The organism is Streptomyces sp. NPDC022910 (assembly GCF_055561075.1).
Window position 1 is genome coordinate 36,610 of the sequence record NZ_JBVHHL010000020.1, and the last position, 16,793, is coordinate 53,402.

Here is a 16,793-nt window from a genome sequence, read left to right on the forward strand (position 1 = left end):
GCCGCGGTTCTCCCTGCCCGTCCGTAGACAGAACAGGAGAACCCCCAGCATGCCGTACCTGGACGGCTCTGCCCAGCTCACCGCCGCGCTTGACGCAGCGTCGCGTGACTGGCGCGTCTTCCCCCTCATCCCCGGTGACAAGCGCCCGGCCGTCTCCGACTGGGAGACCCGCGCCACCACGGACCCGGAGCGCATCACCCGCGCGTGGTCCGTTGGCGCCTTCAACGTCGGTATCGCCACCGGCCCTTCCGGCCTGATCGTCATCGACCTGGACAAGCCCAAGCACCCCGGCGACACCCCGCCGGCCGCGTGGGCACAGCACGGGGTCACCGACGGCACCGATGTGCTCGCCGTGCTCTGCACGCGCCACGGTCAGCCCTTCCCCGGCGACACCTACACCGTCCGCACCTGGAGCGGCGGCACCCACCTGTACTTCCTCGCACCCGAGGGCGAGCCCCTGCGCAACACCGCTGGGGACAGCGCGCGCGGACTGGGCTGGAAGGTCGACACCCGCGCATGGGGCGGACTCGTGGTCGGAGCGGGCAGCACCGTCGCCGGGCACCCGTACAAGGTCACCCGCCACCGGCCTGTGGCGCCCCTGCCTGGCTGGCTCGCCGATCTCCTGCGCCCGGCGCCGCTGCCCCCGCAGACGCCCATCACGGTCGCCCTTACCGGCGACGGACGGCGCACCGCCTTCCTCCGCTCCGCGATCAACGGGGAGGTGGAGCGGGTCACCGGCTCCGGCCCGCACGAGCACAACAATGCGCTCTACGTCGCTGCGGTCGCCCTCGGACAGCTCGTTGCCGGGGGAGAGCTGAGCGAAGCCGAAGTCACCGGCTGGCTCCTGACCGCCGCGCTGCAAGTCGGCCAGGGCGAGAGGGAGGCACGGCGCACCATCGCTTCCGGCCTGCGGGCCGGAGCCCGGCGCCCAAGGACGGTCGCGGCATGAGCGCCAACCCCATCCCGCCCCTGCACCTGTACTCCGTGCCCAGCGACCCCGAACCGGCCCCCGTGACGCCGCCGAAACGGGAGCGCCCACGGACCGCATGGACGGCCGATCAGCTCATGGCCGCACACTTCCCCGAGCCGAAATGGGCCGTGCCCGGCATCCTCGCCGAGGGCGTCAGCGTGCTCGCCGGGCCGCCCAAGGTCGGCAAGTCCTGGCTCTCCCTCGGGCTGGGCCTGTCCGTGGCGGCCGGAGGCAAGGCGTTCGACTCCGTGCCCGTCCAAGGCGGACCGGTGCTCTACCTCGCCCTGGAAGACACCCCGCGCCGTCTCCAGACCCGCATGGGCAAGCTACTCGGAGGCCAGCCCGCCCCCGCCGGTCTGACCCTGGTCACCGAGTGCCCGCCCTTCCCCCAGGGCGGTACCGAGGCCATCGCCCAGTGGCTGGAGCGCAACCCCGACGCGCGCATGGTCGTCATCGACGTGTTCGCCAAGATGCGCGGACAAGCCCCGGCCGGCGTCTCGGCCTACGACGCCGACTATGTCGCCGTCGGCTACGCCAAGCGGCTCGCCGACCACTACGGCGTGGCCGTGATCCTCGTGCACCACGTTCGTAAGGCAGGCTCCGAGGACTTCCTCACCGAGGTCTCCGGCACCAACGGCATCGCCGGAGCCGCTGACGCCACCCTCGTACTGAAGCGGGCGCGCGGTCAGGCGGATGGCATCCTGCACGTCACCGGCCGCGACGTGGACGAAGCGGAGTACGCCCTCAGCTTCCAACCCGCCTCCGGCGCCTGGCACTTGTTGGACGGCCCGGTCTCCGACCACACCGTCGGCGACACCCGCGCCACGATTCTGCGCTACGTACGCGCCCATCCCGGCGCCAAGCCGAAAGACATGGCGGGCGAGCTGCCGAACGTCGACCTGGACACGATCCGGCGCACCTGCAACCGAATGGCCGACGCCGGACAGCTCACCAAGGACCCCAGCGGCCGGTACTACCCGGACACCGACACCCGGACACAGGGCGCCGAAGAGGTGTCCGCACTGTCCGGCTGTCCGGTTACACCGTCTGACCAGCACGAACACCCCGGACAGTCGGAATTGGAGCTGTCCGGCCTGTCCGGTGTCGACGAAGCCCAGGGGGAGGCGGAATGAGCGCCCATACGCGGGACGAAAAGATGACCGTCCAAGAGGTCATCACCGATCTGAAGGTTGCCCCATCGACCTTCTACCGGTGGCGCCAACTCGGCAAAGGACCCCGCGCAATCAAACTCCCCAACGGCGACGTACGGATCCGGCGGTCCGAGTACGAGCGTTGGCTTGCAGAGCGGGAGGATGCTGCGTGAGCACGGATGGCAACACTCCTGTTCTCCGACCGCACGGGGAGGCCAAGCCGGGGTATTCCCTCGACATCCGACTGTGGAAGGTCACGAAGGTCAATCGGGAAGCGCGCCCCTACCAACTGCGATGGGTCGTAGGCGGGAAGGTGAGTAGCGCGACGTTCGCCACGTCGGCACTCGCCGAAAACCGAAGCTCGGAATTGCGGCAAGCAATGCGCCGGGGCGAGGCTTTCGAGATTGCAAGCGGACAGCCTGAGTCCGAAGTCCGCGCGGCAGCGGAAGCGGCGAAAGCCTCAGAAGAAGAACCGCCGTTGCGGTGGTTCGAGTTCTGCCGCAAATACGTCGCCGGACGGTGGCGTACGAGCGCAGCCAAGACCCGAGAGGGCATGGCGGACAGTCTTGCAGCCGTGACTCTCGCCATGGTCAAGCGCGGGGACGGTGCTCCATCGGATGAGCAATTGCGGTTGGCCTTCCGGTGGGGGATCGTGCCCGCGAATGCGGGCGAGGACCCGCCGGCCGACCTCAAAGCCGCGTATGACTGCCTCACGACGACCGATCGTCCGGTGGCCGACGTGGCAGACGCTGCGGTGTTCGAGGACGTGCTCTATCGCCTCGGGTACAAGCTGGACGGCACCCCGGCGGCGGGCGACACGTACAGGCGCCGCCGCCGGGCCCTGAACACCGCTCTCGAACACGCGGTGCTCGCGGGCGACCTCTCGGAGAACCCGCTTCAGCGCGCCCACCGCAAGCATGTCGGCTCCAATGACGTGGTGGACCGGCGCGTACTCGTGAACGCCCTACAGGCCCGTCAGTTGCTCGCGGCGGTTTCCTACGTCGGGTCGTGGGATCGATGCCGTGGGCGGCGCCTCGTGGCCTTCTACGCGGTCCTGTACTACGCGGGCCTGCGTCCGGCTGAGGCGGTCGGACTGAGGCGGTCTGACTGCCACCTCCCGGACGAAGGATGGGGCACGCTCACGCTCCGGGAGACGCGTCCCGTCTCCGGGAAGCAGTGGACCGACTCCGGCGAGCGGCACGACCGCCGCGGGCTGAAGGCGCGGGAGGCCAAGAGCGACCGGCCGGTACCCATCCCGCCCGTCCTGGTGGCGATCCTGCGGGCGCACCTGGACGCGTTCGGCACGGCCAAGGAAGAGCGCGTGTTCGGCAATGAGCGCGGGGGAGTGGTTGGCTCCTCTACCTATTGGCGGGTGTGGGAGGAAGCGCGGGAATACGCGCTCCCGCCCGAACGGGTCGACTCGCCGCTGGCCGGGCGCCCGTATGACTTGCGGCACGCATGCATCACGCGGTGGCTGAATGCGGGGGTACCGATCGCTGAGGTAGCCCGGCGGGTCGGCAACTCTCCTGAGGTGATCCACCGTCGCTATCACGGTTGCATCGACGGTCACGAGGAAGCCGCTAACGCGAAGATCACAAAGGCGTTGGAGGAGGACGGAGACGCTGCATAGCGGTCCGTGTCATCACGCTGCGAGGGCGGTCCGGGAGACCAGACCGCCCTAACCTCATGAATTCACCAGCGGGCCGGTGCTGGTGACGCAGTGTGAGACTGATAAGAGGAGGGTGCCTCGACCTGCGATGATTCAGCTTCTCTAGGACTGGATCATGGCGGGGAGGAGGCACCCTCCGGGTGTCGAAGCTTACCGAGTGGGCGGAGGGCCTGTCGCTGTCGGCGGGCGGGCGGAAGCTGGTGAGCAAGGCGGGGATCGTGCCGGTGCGGCGGCTGGTGGACAAGGCCGGACTGACCGACGCGCTGTTCTCGAAGAGCGCATGCGATGGCAGAAGCAGGAGCAGGCATCGAGAGGGATGGAGTGGAGCCCGACCGGCCGTGTCTTCACGACCCGGTTCGGCGAACCGCTCGACGCGGCCAACGTCCGGCGCGACTTCAAGGCCATTGCGAAGAAAGCCGGACTGAAGCCGGAGTGGACGCCGCGGGAACTCCGGCACAGCCTCGTGTCCCTGCTCTCCGACCACGGCATCCCCCTGGAGCGCATCGCGCTCTTGGTCGGCCACAGCAGCCAAGCCACCACAGAGGCGGTCTACCGCAAGCAGCTTCGCCCGGTGATCACGCAGGGCGCCGAAGCGATGGATGACATCTTCGCCGAAGATCAGGGAGACGGGGAGACGGACTCTTGCCCCAGTCCCTGGGCTGGCTTCCGGAGGGGGATCTGGGGGGATCACCGGAGGTCCGGCACGTAGGGGAAGCCGAGGGGCCCGGACTGTGACCGGGCCCCTCGAAATGCTTGCAGCGCAGCAGCGCAGGTGCCCCGAACTCACAGGCTGCGGGGCGCATCCATGTCGCGGACGGGTTATTTCCACAGGTCTTTCCAATAATCGCAGATCAAGGTGCTTGCAAGTGGCACCTTTTCTATGACTGCGCCATTAATCCCAGGGATTCGGCGGGCAGTGGAACTGCAAGTTCCCAGGTCACGTCTGTATAGTCGGGTCCGCCGTACGGCAAGGCCCCGAGGGTTTCCGGTTTTCTCTGACTTATTAGACGGGGAATTCAAAGGACCCTTGTCGAAGATCATTCTTGACCAAGGAGTTTGCTATGAAGGCTCGTGCAGTCGCCGTTTCCCTCGTCTCCGCCGCCCTCGTCGTGGGCGGCGCGACGGCCGCCGTCGCCGCCCCGGCCAAGGCGCCGAACCCGAAGGCGTCCATCCCGGCCAAGGCGCCGAAGCCGAAGGCGTCCATCACTCTCTCCGCGAGCAACTCCCACGCCAAGCCGGGCCAGAGCATCACCTTCACCGGCCGGACCGCCGGCCTGAAGGACGGCAGCACGGTCACGCTCCAGGTGAAGCACGGCGCCAAGTGGGTGTCGCTGCCGGCGACCACCACCGTCAAGAGGAGTGCATACAAGCTCACCGATGAGTTCAAGGCCAAGGGCGTGGAGGTCCTGCGCGCCATGGACGGCACGACCGCGTCCAACGCCGTGACCGTCACCGTCCGCTAACCTCGTACTTTCGCGAGTGTGGGTGTCCGAGGCTTAATCAAACAAGCCCAGATCTGGTTTGGGTTTCGATGCTTAGAGCCTGCTGCTCGTCAGGCCGCGATCTCCGCATCACCTCCCGGGGCCTGCACCAGCCCGGCGACGGCGGCGGCCCGTTGCTGCCCGTCTGCGCGACATCCCGCAGGTTCCTCTGAGCCCCGCTGAGTCCTCGTGGCCAGGGGATTCTTCGACGGCACGATCCGCGGGGACGTCGGGCACCTGGAGCAGATCAGGACCTGGTTCGGTCGGCCGCTGTGGGAGATCGAGCCCACCGACGCTGCAGCAGCTCGGCCTGCCGGTCGAGGTGCTACACGGCTACGGGGTGTCCCGGGAGGGACAACATCGGCCTTCACGACCACAACCGGGTCGTGAAGGCCGACGTCACGCCGGGCCCCGGATTGACCAACGGCATCATCGTTTGGTCGGCGGGGCGAAGTCGTGTGAAGCGGCTGGTGCAGCACCCGATGACTGCGGCCGGACGGTCCTGGAACGCCCCGGATCAGGCATTTCATCCGGAGGTGGCAGTGGATCACCCAGCTTGATCACAGGTAAGCAAAAGCACCTGCACATGACCGACCAGCAATCTCTGCGTTGTTCGTCACTCAACTAGCTAGGAGTAGCCGCATGAACGACAACGACCCGACAAGCCAGTCGCCTGCCGGGGCAAACCCGGGGACCGTGGCCACGCACGCACGCCGAGGGAGCGCGCTGCGCCGGCTGTCGAAGAAGAAAGGTGCTTGGATCGTAGCCGCCGGGCTCACCTGCGCGCTGGCCGGAGTCGCCGGTCTCGGCACGGCTTCGGCGGTCACCCCGACCGCCGCCACGGTGTCCCCGTCCCCGTCCGGCGGCGGTGCCCGGTCCGCCCCGTCCGACGGTGGCGCGACCGGCATCGTCGACTCCACCTCCGACTCGGGCTTCACCTTCTCCACCGCCACGGGTGTCGAGGTGACCGTCGACGAGACGTCCACGACCGCCTACACGATCAACGGCCACGACACGTCGGCGAAGACCGTCGAGAAGGGCAAGAGCGTCCTCGTCCTGGGCGTGGTCGACAGCGCGACCATCACGGCCACCCGTGTTGACGTCCAGCCCGGCGGGGACGGCGGGGCCGCGGCGGCCGAAGCGGCCGGCGTGATCGCCTTCCAGCAGGGGACGCCGTCGCCCGTCAAGTCGGTCGGCCAGATCCCCAACTACACCGAGGGTGAGGGCACGATCGTCAGCGGAACGATGGCGTACAAGGCCACCAAGGCCGCCCAGGCTGTCGTCCCCGGAGGCATCGTCGACCGCGTGGTGGAGCTAAGCAACAACGAGTACGAGGTCCACAACATCAGCATCAACTGGCCGCACCACGTCTTCGTCAGCAAGGACTTCAAGGTCCTCGGCTGGGAGTGACCGGCACGGCACGGCCCCCGTGCCCCTGCCTTGAATCAGCTGCCCCTGGTGGTCCGCCACCAGGGGCAGCACCACGTTTTCCAGCACGGCCTTGCGGTGGTTCGTGTCCAGTCCTCCGCACGTGCACGACGGGACACGGTCAGCGGTCGCGTGTGCGTCCCCGCCTCGTGCCCACTCACCGGCCTCCTGGCCTCGCCACGGACAGCGCCCCCACGCCTCATGAATTCACCAGCGGGCCGGTGCTGGTGACGCAGTGTGAGACTCACCAAGGCCGAACCCGCCACTGTCCGCAGCGAACTCTTCGACATTCCAGCCAAGTTGACCGATCACGCTCGCCGCCGGGAGCTCAAGTTCGATCCCGCATGGCCGGGCTCACACCGGGCTGTCGCCGCCTGGGACCGCATCCAGGCGCTGCCCGAGCCCGGCTGACTCCACGCCCAGACCCGACGAGACACGGAAGGAGAGACCCGCAGCACCCCGGCGCGTGGAGGCCGGCGCCACCACGCGGCGACACGCGGCCCGGCATGCACGCCCACCACCGCACAGCCAGAAGATCAAACCGCTCCGAAGCGGACACCCCAGCCGACCTCACCAGGCCGGCGCGCGCACGTGAATGATCGAGGCTAAGCGGTTGCGGCGAAGTCGGCTGCCGATCCCTTCGCTGCCCGAGGCCAGCGACAAGTTCCGACGGTGGAGGGTCGGCAGAGCGCATCGCCGAGTCCGCATAGCACGGGAGCATTTACTGCTACGAGGCCGTAAACGGCTGACCGCCCCCGGAGGGCCTGGCTCTCAGCCACGAACCTTTGGCATGACCGAACAGCAGTTCATCGTTGCCGGCAGGCGGCCTGCTTGAGCAGCCAGTTCTGGGCCGCATCCAGTACGGCGTCCTGGTGGCGGGCCACCGGGCGGGGGTCCTTGATGACCTCCTCGTCCGGCGGGATCGCTGCATCGTAGGCACGGCCTGTACGGTCCGCGTCCTTGACTTCCGTGATGAAGAGTGTGGCTCCGTCGGACAGGCGGTACGAGGCGTTTCCCGTCGGGACGCCGCTGGTTTGTTCGCCGAAGGACCGGGTGTCCGGACGTCCGCGGAAGGCCACCGCGACCGCCTCGCCCGCGCTGGACGTCCGGCGGCCAGTCAGGACGGCGACCGGTGGCCTGTCGGTGGCGAGGGGGCGGCCGCCGACACTCCAACCCTGCGACTTGCCGTCCAGGTACGGGGCACCGTCCTTGATCGACCACACGGACTTCCTGCCGTCCGCGTCGACGAACATGCCCGCCGTGCCGTCGCCCAGAATCGGTCCGGCCACGGCGAGGACCGGCCACATGCCGCCGCCCGTCTCCGGCCTCAGGTCCACCACCCAGCCGCAGGCTCCCGCGCCGTCCGCCTTCGCCACGGCAGCCCGGCCCTGCCGTACGTACGGGTCGTACGTTTTCTGGGAGCCGTCCACGCCGGGCAGCGCGACGTACCCGATGGCGTTCTTCAGAGCACGGGCCTGCGGAGGGCCGGAAGAAGAAGCCGAGGACCCCATGGTCTCCTTGGTCTGCTTCGGATCCCAGAACGTGCTGTGCCGGTCGCCCAGAGCCCCCAATGCCGACTCGATCGCCCCGTAAGTGTCCGCAGGCTTTTGCGCCCCGCGAGCCTGCGAGAACGCTTTGCTACGAAGGCTGGCCCACTTGATCTGGTGACGGAGCAAAGAGTGTTCTTCCATGATGCTCAGCGCCTTCGACAAATACGTCCGCGCCGCGGGCGCCATGTCGTCGCCAGCCGAGTTCTGCGCACCGCTCGAGCATCCCGTCGCCGCGAAGACAACTCCGGCCAGCGCCGCACAGGCTGGCATGCGCAGTGAACGTCCCCGCCCCATCCATCCCCAGGCTCTCGTCACAGCAAGCGACCCTAACGTTAACGATCACCCGCTGACGAGCTCAGATGAGAAGCAAGTACTGAGGGCCTTCCGCACGCGACGTCGTCGGGGCGCCCTACGCGTGTGGAGCGCGTGAGTGCGTCGGAGGTGTGTCGCGTGTATCGCAGATAGTGCGTGAACGCTGAGAGACAACGAGAGAGAGCGAGAACCAGTGAGACTGACTCCCGCTCTCTCATGTCGACATTCGCGCTGGTCAGGGCTTGATTTTTGCTGACTGACAGGCGAGTGCCCCCGGCAGGATTCGAACCTGCGCACACGGCTCCGGAGGCCGTTGCTCTATCCCCTGAGCTACGGGGGCGTGTCGGCCGCTCTCTACGGCGACGGGTAGAACCCTACCAGCTCTTTCGGGGTCGCCATGAACTGGATTCCCAGGTCGTGCGTCGAGCGCGGCTCCCTCGGTCGGGGGTGCCGGTCGAGCCCCGGCTCCCTCCGGTCGGGGGTGCCGGTCGAGCCCCGGCTCCCTCCGGTCGGGCGTGGGAGTCAAGCGCGGCTCCCTCGGGCGCGGGCGGTCGGGTATGGCTGCCCCGGACAGGGAGACTGTCGACCGAGGCTCGCCCGGACGAGGGGGAAGTGGGGAAAAGCCGGACGCGACCTCCTGTGCCGACCTACTCTCGAGTTGTGTCAGGCGCGTCCGGCCGGGTGCTTGTTGTGGACGACAACAAGGTCATCCGGCAGCTGATCAGGGTCAACCTCGAACTGGAGGGTCTCGAGGTCGTGACCGCGGCCGACGGTGCCGAGTGTCTGGACGTCGTCCACCAGGTGCGGCCCGACGTGATCACCCTCGATGTCGTCATGCCACGGCTGGATGGGTTGCGGACCGCTGCCCGGCTTCGCGCTGATCCCCGGACCCGGAATCTGCCCCTCGCCATCATCAGCGCCTGCACCCAGTACGAGGTCGAGGCCGGCCTCGACGTCGGCGTCGACGCATTTCTTGCCAAGCCCTTCGAGCCGTCCGAACTCGTTCAGCTCGTCAGCGAATTGATGGAGCGTCGTGCGCACGTTGATGCCGGGACCGGCGCCGGGCTCGGCGGCGTATTCGGTGGTGGCCTCGACCCCGAGGAGACCGAGCGTGCCGGGCGCGCCGATCATGCGGGGCGCGCGGGCGGCTGAGTGCCGCTTGGCCGGTCGGGGAGTCGAGTTTGTCGGTCAGGAAGTCGAGTCGTCGGTCGGGGAGTCGGAGTCCTCGATCGGCCTGGATCGGCCTGGATCGGCCTCGATCAGCCTGGATCGGCCTCGATCAGCCTGGATCGGCCTCGATCGGCCTGGATGACCTCGATCAGTCTCGATCAATCTCGGTCGTCGATCGGGCGTCTCCTCCCAACCCCCGCCAAGCTCGCATGTGCCCACCCACACAGGCCCATCCACACCCCTACCCATGCGAACCCACCCACCCAGGCCACCCACCCAAGCCCACCCACACCCACAAGCCCGCCCCGTCCACATCCCGGACTACCGGCCAAACCAGTTCGCATACCCACCCCCCTCCTCCCATACCCTTGTGCCGTGACCCCCGTCGAGCTCTCCCGCACCGTGCTGCGCGCGGTGCGTCGTGCTGTGGACGGTGGGGAACTCAGCGTGCCCGTGCCCGCACGCGCTGTGGTCACTCCGCCAGGGCCCGGCGGCCGTGGCGATTACGCCACCAACATCGCGCTTCAGCTCGCCCGTTCCGCCGGGCGGCCGGCCCTCCAAGTCGCCGAGATCCTGCGGCCCCACCTCCGTGAAACGGACGGCGTATCCGACGTCGAGATCACCGGGCCCGGCTTCCTCAACATCCACCTCGAGCGGGCCACCGCCACCGCGGCCCTCGTCCAAGAGATCCTCGATCGCCGGCAAAACAGCGGCCACCTGAGCAACACCGGCCACGTCAGCCCCATAAGTGGCAGCGGCCACGTAAGCAACGTCATCGGCACCATCGGTCCCGAAAGCGGCAACGGCCACGTAAGCAACGCCATCGGCCCCATAGGCCCCGAAACCAACACCGGCCACTCCGGCGGTGGTAACCGCTCCGACAGCGGCAATGACCGCCCTTATGGCCACACCACCACCCTCGCCGACGCCGTCATCCCCCTCCGCATCCCCTACGACATCCGCGCCGAAGTCGTGGCCGACACCCTCGTCCGGATCATCGCCACCCAGGGCGGCCGAGCCGAGACGACCCACGCGCGGCCCGGGGAGCCCGTCGACCTCCGCCCCGTCCCAGCGCCCGAGGACCCCGCCCCCCTCGGCCCCGACGCCGCCCGCTGGGCCCTCCTGTATCCCGCAGCCCACGACCGGCCCCGGATCACCGCCGACCATCTGCTGCAGCGCGAGAGCAACCCGCTCTTCCGCGTCCGTTACGCCCACGCCCGCGCCCGTGCGCTCGGCCGCAACGCAGCCCGGCTGGGCTTCCACAGCGTTCCCGGTGACGTGGCGGACGTACCGGGCGTGACCCCGGGCGCATCCCCCCTTGTCCGTGCCCTGGCCGAGTACCCCAACGCCCTCACCCGGGCGGCCGCCCACCGCGCGCCCGACCGGCTCGCCCGGCATCTCGTCGCCGTCGCCGATGCCCTGCTCGCCTTTCAGCACACCGTGCTCCCGCTCGGCGACGAGAAACCCTCGGCCGCCCACCGGGCCCGGCTCGCCCTCGCCGAAGCCGCCGGGACGGTGCTGGCCGGCGGCCTGTCCCTGCTCGGCATCAGCGCTCCCGACTACCTCTGAGACCCCGAGAAAGCCCAGACAGACATGAGCCGTTCCGCACATCCCGCCGGGCCCCGCCACGCCGACGTCCTGCCCGAGGGCCACTACTCGGCCCCGCCCGCCGACCTCAACATTCTCGACCCCAAGGTGTGGGCCCAGACCGTCACCCGCGACACGCAAGGCGTGGTCACCGTCGGCGGCGTGGACGTCAAGACCCTCGCCGAGCGGTTCGGCACCCCCGCCTACTTCATCGACGAGGCCGACTTCCGGGCCCGGGCCCGCGCCTGGCGCACCGCCTTCGGGGTCGACGCCGACGTCTTCTACGCCGGGAAGGCGTTCCTGTCCCGTGCCGTCGTGCGCTGGCTGTATGAAGAAGGGCTCAACCTGGACGTCTGCTCGGGCGGCGAGCTCACCACCGCCCTCTCCGGCGGCATGCCCGCCGACCGCATCGCCTTCCACGGCAACAACAAGTCCACCGAGGAGATCACGCGGGCCATCGAGGCCGGCGTCGGGCGGATCGTCCTCGACTCCTTCCAGGAGATCGTGCGCGTCGCGCACATCGCCCGGTCCCTCGGCAAGCGGCAGCGCGTCCAGATCCGGGTCACCGTCGGCGTCGAGGCACACACCCACGAGTTCATCGCCACCGCCCACGAGGACCAGAAGTTCGGCATCCCGCTCGCCGACGGACAGGCCGCCGAGGCCGTGCGGCGTGCCCTCCAGCTCGACGGGCTCGAGCTCATCGGCATCCACAGCCACATCGGGTCGCAGATCTTCGACATGTCGGGCTTCGAGGTCGCCGCCCACCGGGTTGTGGGGCTCCTCAAGGACATCCGGGACGAACATTCCATCGAACTCCCTGAGATCGACCTCGGTGGCGGCCTGGGCATCGCCTACACCAGCGACGACGACCCCCGTGAGCCGCACGAGATCGCCAAGGCCCTCACCGAGATCGTGACGCGCGAATGCGAGGCCGCCCGCCTGCGCACCCCCCGTATTTCCGTCGAGCCCGGGCGTGCCATCGTCGGGCCCACCGCCTTCACGCTGTACGAGGTCGGGACCATCAAGCCGCTCGACGGGCTGCGTACGTACGTCTCCGTCGACGGCGGCATGTCCGACAACATCCGCACCGCGTTGTACGACGCCGAGTACAGCGTCGCCCTCGTCTCCCGCACCTCCGACGCCGAGCCCATGCTGGTCCGTGTCGTCGGCAAGCACTGCGAGAGCGGGGACATCGTGGTGCGGGACGCCTTCCTCCCCGCCGATCTCGCGCCCGGCGACTTCCTCGCCGTGCCCGCCACCGGCGCGTACTGCCGTTCGATGGCCAGCAACTACAACCATGTGCTCCGCCCGCCCGTCGTGGCCGTGAACGACGGCGAGGCCCGGGTGATCGTCCGCCGGGAGACCGAGGAGGACCTCCTTCGCCTCGATGTCGGTTGACGTCTCGGTGTCGTCGGCCGATGTCTGGGTGTCGGTTGACATCTCGGTGTCGGCTGACGTCCTGACGTCGGCCGACCGCCTCCCCAGGGAGCGGGGCGTAAGGCCCCGAACAGCCTCCGGAAGAGCCCCTGAGGGGCCAGAAGCCCGGCGGAAGATCTTCCTGTCTCCTGCCGCTGACAAAATGAAATGGACGTCTCACAATCCGGACGAAGGGCAGAAAGTCCCGTCCGGTGAGTGAGACTGGTCGAACCGTAGACCGCATGAGGAAACGAGGTCGGATGATGCGTACGCGTCCGCTGAAGGTGGCGCTGCTGGGCTGTGGGGTTGTCGGCTCAGAGGTGGCGCGCATCATGACGACGCACGCCGACGACCTCGCCGCCCGGATCGGGGCACCCGTCGAGCTCGCGGGCGTGGCCGTACGGCGGCCCTCCAAGGTGCGCGAGGGCATCAACCCCGACCTCATCACCACCGACGCCACCGCCCTCGTCAAACGTGGCGACATCGACGTCGTCGTCGAGGTCATCGGGGGGATCGAGCCCGCCCGGACCCTCATCACCACCGCCTTCGAGCACGGCGCCTCGGTCGTCTCCGCGAACAAGGCCCTCCTCGCCCAGGACGGGGCCGCCCTCCATGCGGCGGCCGGGGAGAACGACAAAGACCTCTACTACGAGGCCGCCGTCGCCGGTGCCATCCCGCTGATCCGGCCGCTGCGCGAATCGCTCGCCGGCGACAAGGTCAACCGGGTCCTGGGGATCGTCAACGGAACGACCAACTTCATCCTCGACAAGATGGACTCGACCGGCGCCGGGTATCAGGAAGCCCTCGACGAAGCCACCGCGCTCGGGTATGCGGAAGCCGACCCCACCGCCGACGTCGAAGGGTTCGACGCGGCCGCCAAAGCCGCCATCCTCGCCGGGATCGCCTTCCATACGCGCGTGCGCCTCGACGACGTCTACCGCGAGGGCATGACCGAGGTCACCGCCGCCGACTTCGCCTCGGCGAATGAGATGGGCTGCACCATCAAGCTGCTCGCCATCTGTGAGCGCGCCGCCGACGGGGGTTCTGTCACCGCGCGCGTGCACCCCGCCATGATCCCGCTGACCCACCCGCTCGCCTCCGTGCGCGGCGCGTACAACGCCGTCTTCGTGGAGTCGGATGCCGCGGGGCAGCTCATGTTCTACGGGCCCGGCGCCGGCGGTGCGCCGACCGCCTCCGCCGTCCTCGGCGATCTCGTGGCCGTGTGCCGCAACCGGCTCAGCGGTGCCACCGGGCCGGGCGAGTCCGCGTATGCCGCCCTGCCCGTGTCCCCGATGGGCGACGTCGTCACGCGGTACCACATCAGCCTCGACGTCGCCGACAAACCGGGCGTTCTCGCCCAGGTCGCCACCGTGTTCGCCGAGCACGACGTCTCGATCGATACGGTTCGCCAGCAGGGCAAGGACGGCGAGGCGTCCCTCGTCGTCGTCACGCACCGTGCGTCCGACGCGTCCCTGGCCGGGACCGTCGAGGCGCTGCGCAGCCTCGACACCGTGCGGGGTGTCGCCAGCATCATGCGGGTTGAAGGAGAGTAACCAGCAATGACCCATCAGTGGCGCGGAATCATCGAGGAGTACCGGGATCGGCTGCCGGTGTCCGACAGCACGCCGGTCATCACGCTCCGTGAGGGCGGTACACCGCTCGTGCCCGCGCAGGTCCTCTCCGAGCGCACGGGCTGTGACGTCCATCTCAAGGTGGAGGGCGCCAACCCCACCGGGTCCTTCAAGGACCGCGGCATGACCATGGCCATCAGCAAGGCCAAGGAGGAGGGCGCGAAGGCCGTCATCTGCGCCTCCACCGGCAACACGTCCGCCTCTGCCGCCGCCTACGCCGTACGCGCCGGCATGGTGTCGGCCGTGCTCGTGCCGCGCGGCAAGATCGCGCTCGGCAAGATGGGCCAGGCTCTCGTGCACGGCGCGAAGATCCTCCAGGTCGACGGCAACTTCGACGACTGCCTCACCCTCGCGCGGGCGCTCTCCGACAACTACCCGGTGGCGCTGGTCAATTCGGTCAATCCGGTGCGCATCGAGGGTCAGAAGACCGCGGCCTTCGAGATCGTGGACATGCTCGGTGAAGCACCCGACATACACGTCCTGCCGGTGGGCAACGCGGGCAACATCACCGCCTACTGGAAGGGCTACCAGGAGTACGCGGCGGACGGCGTCGCCAAGCGCACCCCGCGCATGTGGGGCTTCCAGGCGTCCGGTTCGGCCCCGATCGTGCGTGGCGAGGTCGTCAAGGACCCGTCGACCATCGCCACCGCGATCCGCATCGGCAACCCCGCGTCCTGGAAGTACGCCCTGGCGGCGAAGGACGAATCGGGCGGTTTCATCGATGAGGTGACGGACCGTGAAATCCTGCGCGCCTACCGGTTGTTGGCCGCGCAGGAGGGCGTCTTCGTGGAGCCCGCCTCCGCCGCGTCCGTCGCCGGTCTGCTGAAGGCCGCCGAGCAGGGCAAGGTCGACCCGGGCCAGACCATCGTCTGCACGGTCACCGGAAACGGCCTCAAGGACCCCGACTGGGCCGTCGCGGGAGCCCCGCAGCCGGTCACGGTCCCGGTCGACGCGCCGACGGCGGCCGAACGGCTCGGACTCGCGTAACGCGGCCGCCGCCGGGGGATAACCCAGTAGGCACCCGACAGAGGGTGCACAGGGCGCTTACGACACGCATCGTGCGCCTCCTGTGCGCCCTATGTCGCCACAGAACCTTCCTTCGATAGGCTGTACTGAACCCGCCCGCCGCATATGCCGCGGTACAGCGCCGTCCCTGCGGCCCGGCCCCGGGTTTCCCGCACATATCGAATGTCATTCGACCATCACGCAGCTCAAGGAGAGTCATCGAGCGATGGCCGGTCCAGCCTTCCGCGCCGCCGCCGTCCGGGTGCGCGTCCCCGCCACCAGCGCCAACCTCGGCCCGGGCTTCGACGCCCTCGGCCTCGCGCTGGGGCTGTACGACGACGTGGTCGTCCGGGTGGCCGACTCCGGGCTGCACATCGACATCGCGGGTGAGGGCAGCGAGACACTCCCGCGCGACGAGAGTCATCTCCTCGTACGGTCCCTGCGTGCGGCCTTCGATTCCCTGGGCGGGCAGCCGCGCGGCCTGGAAATCGTCTGCGCCAACCGCATTCCGCACGGCCGTGGCCTCGGCTCCTCCTCCGCCGCCATCTGCGCCGGAATCGTCGCCGCCCGCGCCGTGACCATAGGCGGCGACAGCCGGCTCGACGACGCCGCGCTGCTGGAGCTCGCGACCGAGATCGAGGGGCACCCCGACAACGTCGCGGCCTGCCTCCTCGGCGGTTTCACCCTCTCCTGGATGGAGCGCGGCGCCGCCCGCGCGATCCGCATGGACCCCGCCGATTCCATCGTTCCGGTGGTTTTCGTACCCGGGAAGCCGGTTCTGACCGAGACCGCGCGCGGACTGCTCCCGCGCACCGTGCCGCACGTCGACGCCGCCGCCAACGCCGGCCGTGCCGCGCTGCTCGTCGAGGCGCTGACCAGGCGCCCCGAGCTGCTGCTGCCGGCCACCGAGGACCGTCTCCACCAGGAGTACCGCGCCCCGGCCATGCCGGAGAGCGCTGCGCTGGTGGAGCGGCTGCGGGCCGACGCGATCCCCGCGGTGATCTCCGGCGCGGGACCCACCGTCCTGGCGCTGGCCGACGCGGACAGCGCCGACAAGGTGGCCGACCTGGCGGGCGAGGGCTGGGCCGCCAACCGGCTGGAGCTCGACAGCCAGGGAGCGAGCGTGCTGCCGCTTGCGCCCTGACACGCGGTTGCCGGATTTCGAGAGGGGGAATGTTTGTTGGATCCGGTAGTGTTAACCTCAAGTCTGCACCCGACCCAGCCATGGCGAGGTGCTTCGTGTCCCCGTCCGGGACCACCATTCTTCCGGGAGCCTCCCAAACCGCACTGTGTTACGTATCTCGTACCTGAGCCGTACGTCGTACGCGGACATTGAGCGTTTTGCCGAGCACGCTCCGGAATCGGCGTGACCGAGCCGCGTGACACAAATCCGGGTGCCACGGCTTCGGGAAGCGCCAATCAC

Annotated in this window: 14 protein-coding genes, 1 tRNA gene and 1 pseudogene; 14 read left to right on the forward strand and 2 right to left on the reverse strand. The window is 69.0% G+C overall.

Annotation, left to right across the window (positions count from 1 at the left end):
* Positions 1–49: 49 nt before the first annotated feature.
* The 8 genes and pseudogenes from ACZ3TS_RS20345 (at position 50) to ACZ3TS_RS20380 (ending at position 7,110) form a co-directional block, all read left to right on the forward strand.
* Positions 50–949 carry a bifunctional DNA primase/polymerase gene (locus ACZ3TS_RS20345; RefSeq protein WP_365316263.1) on the forward strand — a complete coding sequence of 300 codons (900 nt, stop codon included), beginning with the start codon at positions 50–52 and terminating at the stop codon, positions 947–949.
* Positions 946–2,103 carry an AAA family ATPase gene (locus ACZ3TS_RS20350; RefSeq protein ID WP_365316261.1) on the forward strand — a complete coding sequence of 386 codons (1,158 nt, stop codon included), beginning with the start codon at positions 946–948 and terminating at the stop codon, positions 2,101–2,103. The genes ACZ3TS_RS20345 and ACZ3TS_RS20350 overlap by 4 nt, the downstream gene beginning before the upstream one ends.
* Positions 2,100–2,294: a helix-turn-helix transcriptional regulator gene (locus ACZ3TS_RS20355; protein WP_365316259.1), complete on the forward strand. Its 195-nt coding sequence runs from the start codon at positions 2,100–2,102 to the stop codon at positions 2,292–2,294. The genes ACZ3TS_RS20350 and ACZ3TS_RS20355 overlap by 4 nt, the downstream gene beginning before the upstream one ends.
* Positions 2,291–3,751, forward strand: a complete 1,461-nt coding sequence (locus ACZ3TS_RS20360; protein WP_467619714.1) for a tyrosine-type recombinase/integrase — start codon at positions 2,291–2,293, stop codon at positions 3,749–3,751. Before ACZ3TS_RS20355 ends, ACZ3TS_RS20360 begins: the two co-directional genes overlap by 4 nt.
* 304 nt (positions 3,752–4,055) lie before the next feature.
* Positions 4,056–4,499, forward strand: a pseudogene (locus ACZ3TS_RS20365) (tyrosine-type recombinase/integrase); the annotation flags it as partial.
* A 352-nt stretch (positions 4,500–4,851) separates the two neighbouring features.
* Positions 4,852–5,253: a hypothetical protein gene (locus tag ACZ3TS_RS20370; protein WP_467619715.1), complete on the forward strand. Its 402-nt coding sequence runs from the start codon at positions 4,852–4,854 to the stop codon at positions 5,251–5,253.
* 660 nt (positions 5,254–5,913) lie between these two features.
* Positions 5,914–6,681, forward strand: a complete 768-nt coding sequence (locus ACZ3TS_RS20375) for a hypothetical protein (RefSeq protein WP_467619718.1) — start codon at positions 5,914–5,916, stop codon at positions 6,679–6,681.
* A gap of 255 nt (positions 6,682–6,936) precedes the next feature.
* Positions 6,937–7,110 carry a hypothetical protein gene (locus tag ACZ3TS_RS20380; protein WP_467619719.1) on the forward strand — a complete coding sequence of 58 codons (174 nt, stop codon included), beginning with the start codon at positions 6,937–6,939 and terminating at the stop codon, positions 7,108–7,110.
* 395 nt (positions 7,111–7,505) lie between these two features.
* Here the strand turns inward: ACZ3TS_RS20380 and ACZ3TS_RS20385 are convergent, their stop codons facing one another.
* Together ACZ3TS_RS20385 and ACZ3TS_RS20390 are read right to left on the reverse strand one after the other, a co-directional pair.
* A complete protein-coding gene (locus tag ACZ3TS_RS20385; RefSeq protein WP_467619876.1) occupies positions 7,506–8,435 on the reverse strand; it encodes a S41 family peptidase in 930 nt (309 codons plus the stop codon).
* A 394-nt stretch (positions 8,436–8,829) separates the two neighbouring features.
* Positions 8,830–8,901 (reverse strand) — tRNA-Arg (locus ACZ3TS_RS20390).
* A gap of 299 nt (positions 8,902–9,200) precedes the next feature.
* On the opposite strand from ACZ3TS_RS20390, the gene ACZ3TS_RS20395 reads away from it, so the two are divergent.
* The 6 genes from ACZ3TS_RS20395 to thrB all read left to right on the forward strand — a co-directional run bounded on the left by ACZ3TS_RS20395 (position 9,201) and on the right by thrB (position 16,514).
* Positions 9,201–9,713 (forward strand): response regulator, encoded by a 513-nt coding sequence (locus tag ACZ3TS_RS20395; RefSeq protein ID WP_467619720.1) that lies wholly within the window; start codon positions 9,201–9,203, stop codon positions 9,711–9,713.
* 393 nt (positions 9,714–10,106) lie between these two features.
* Positions 10,107–11,300, forward strand: coding sequence for an ArgS-related anticodon-binding protein NrtL (gene nrtL / locus ACZ3TS_RS20400; RefSeq protein WP_467619721.1), 1,194 nt, complete (start codon positions 10,107–10,109; stop codon positions 11,298–11,300).
* Positions 11,301–11,324: 24 nt separating this feature from the next.
* A complete protein-coding gene (lysA, locus tag ACZ3TS_RS20405; protein ID WP_467619723.1) occupies positions 11,325–12,716 on the forward strand; it encodes a diaminopimelate decarboxylase in 1,392 nt (463 codons plus the stop codon).
* Between the two features lie 278 nt (positions 12,717–12,994).
* Positions 12,995–14,287 (forward strand): homoserine dehydrogenase, encoded by a 1,293-nt coding sequence (locus tag ACZ3TS_RS20410; RefSeq protein WP_467619725.1) that lies wholly within the window; start codon positions 12,995–12,997, stop codon positions 14,285–14,287.
* Between the two features lie 6 nt (positions 14,288–14,293).
* The gene (thrC, locus tag ACZ3TS_RS20415) at positions 14,294–15,352 is read left to right on the forward strand and encodes a threonine synthase (protein ID WP_467619726.1); all 1,059 of its coding nucleotides are present in this window, start codon (positions 14,294–14,296) and stop codon (positions 15,350–15,352) included.
* A 244-nt stretch (positions 15,353–15,596) separates the two neighbouring features.
* Complete coding sequence (thrB, locus tag ACZ3TS_RS20420) at positions 15,597–16,514, forward strand: homoserine kinase (RefSeq protein ID WP_467619729.1); 918 nt, start codon at positions 15,597–15,599, stop codon at positions 16,512–16,514.
* Positions 16,515–16,793 lie beyond the last annotated feature (279 nt).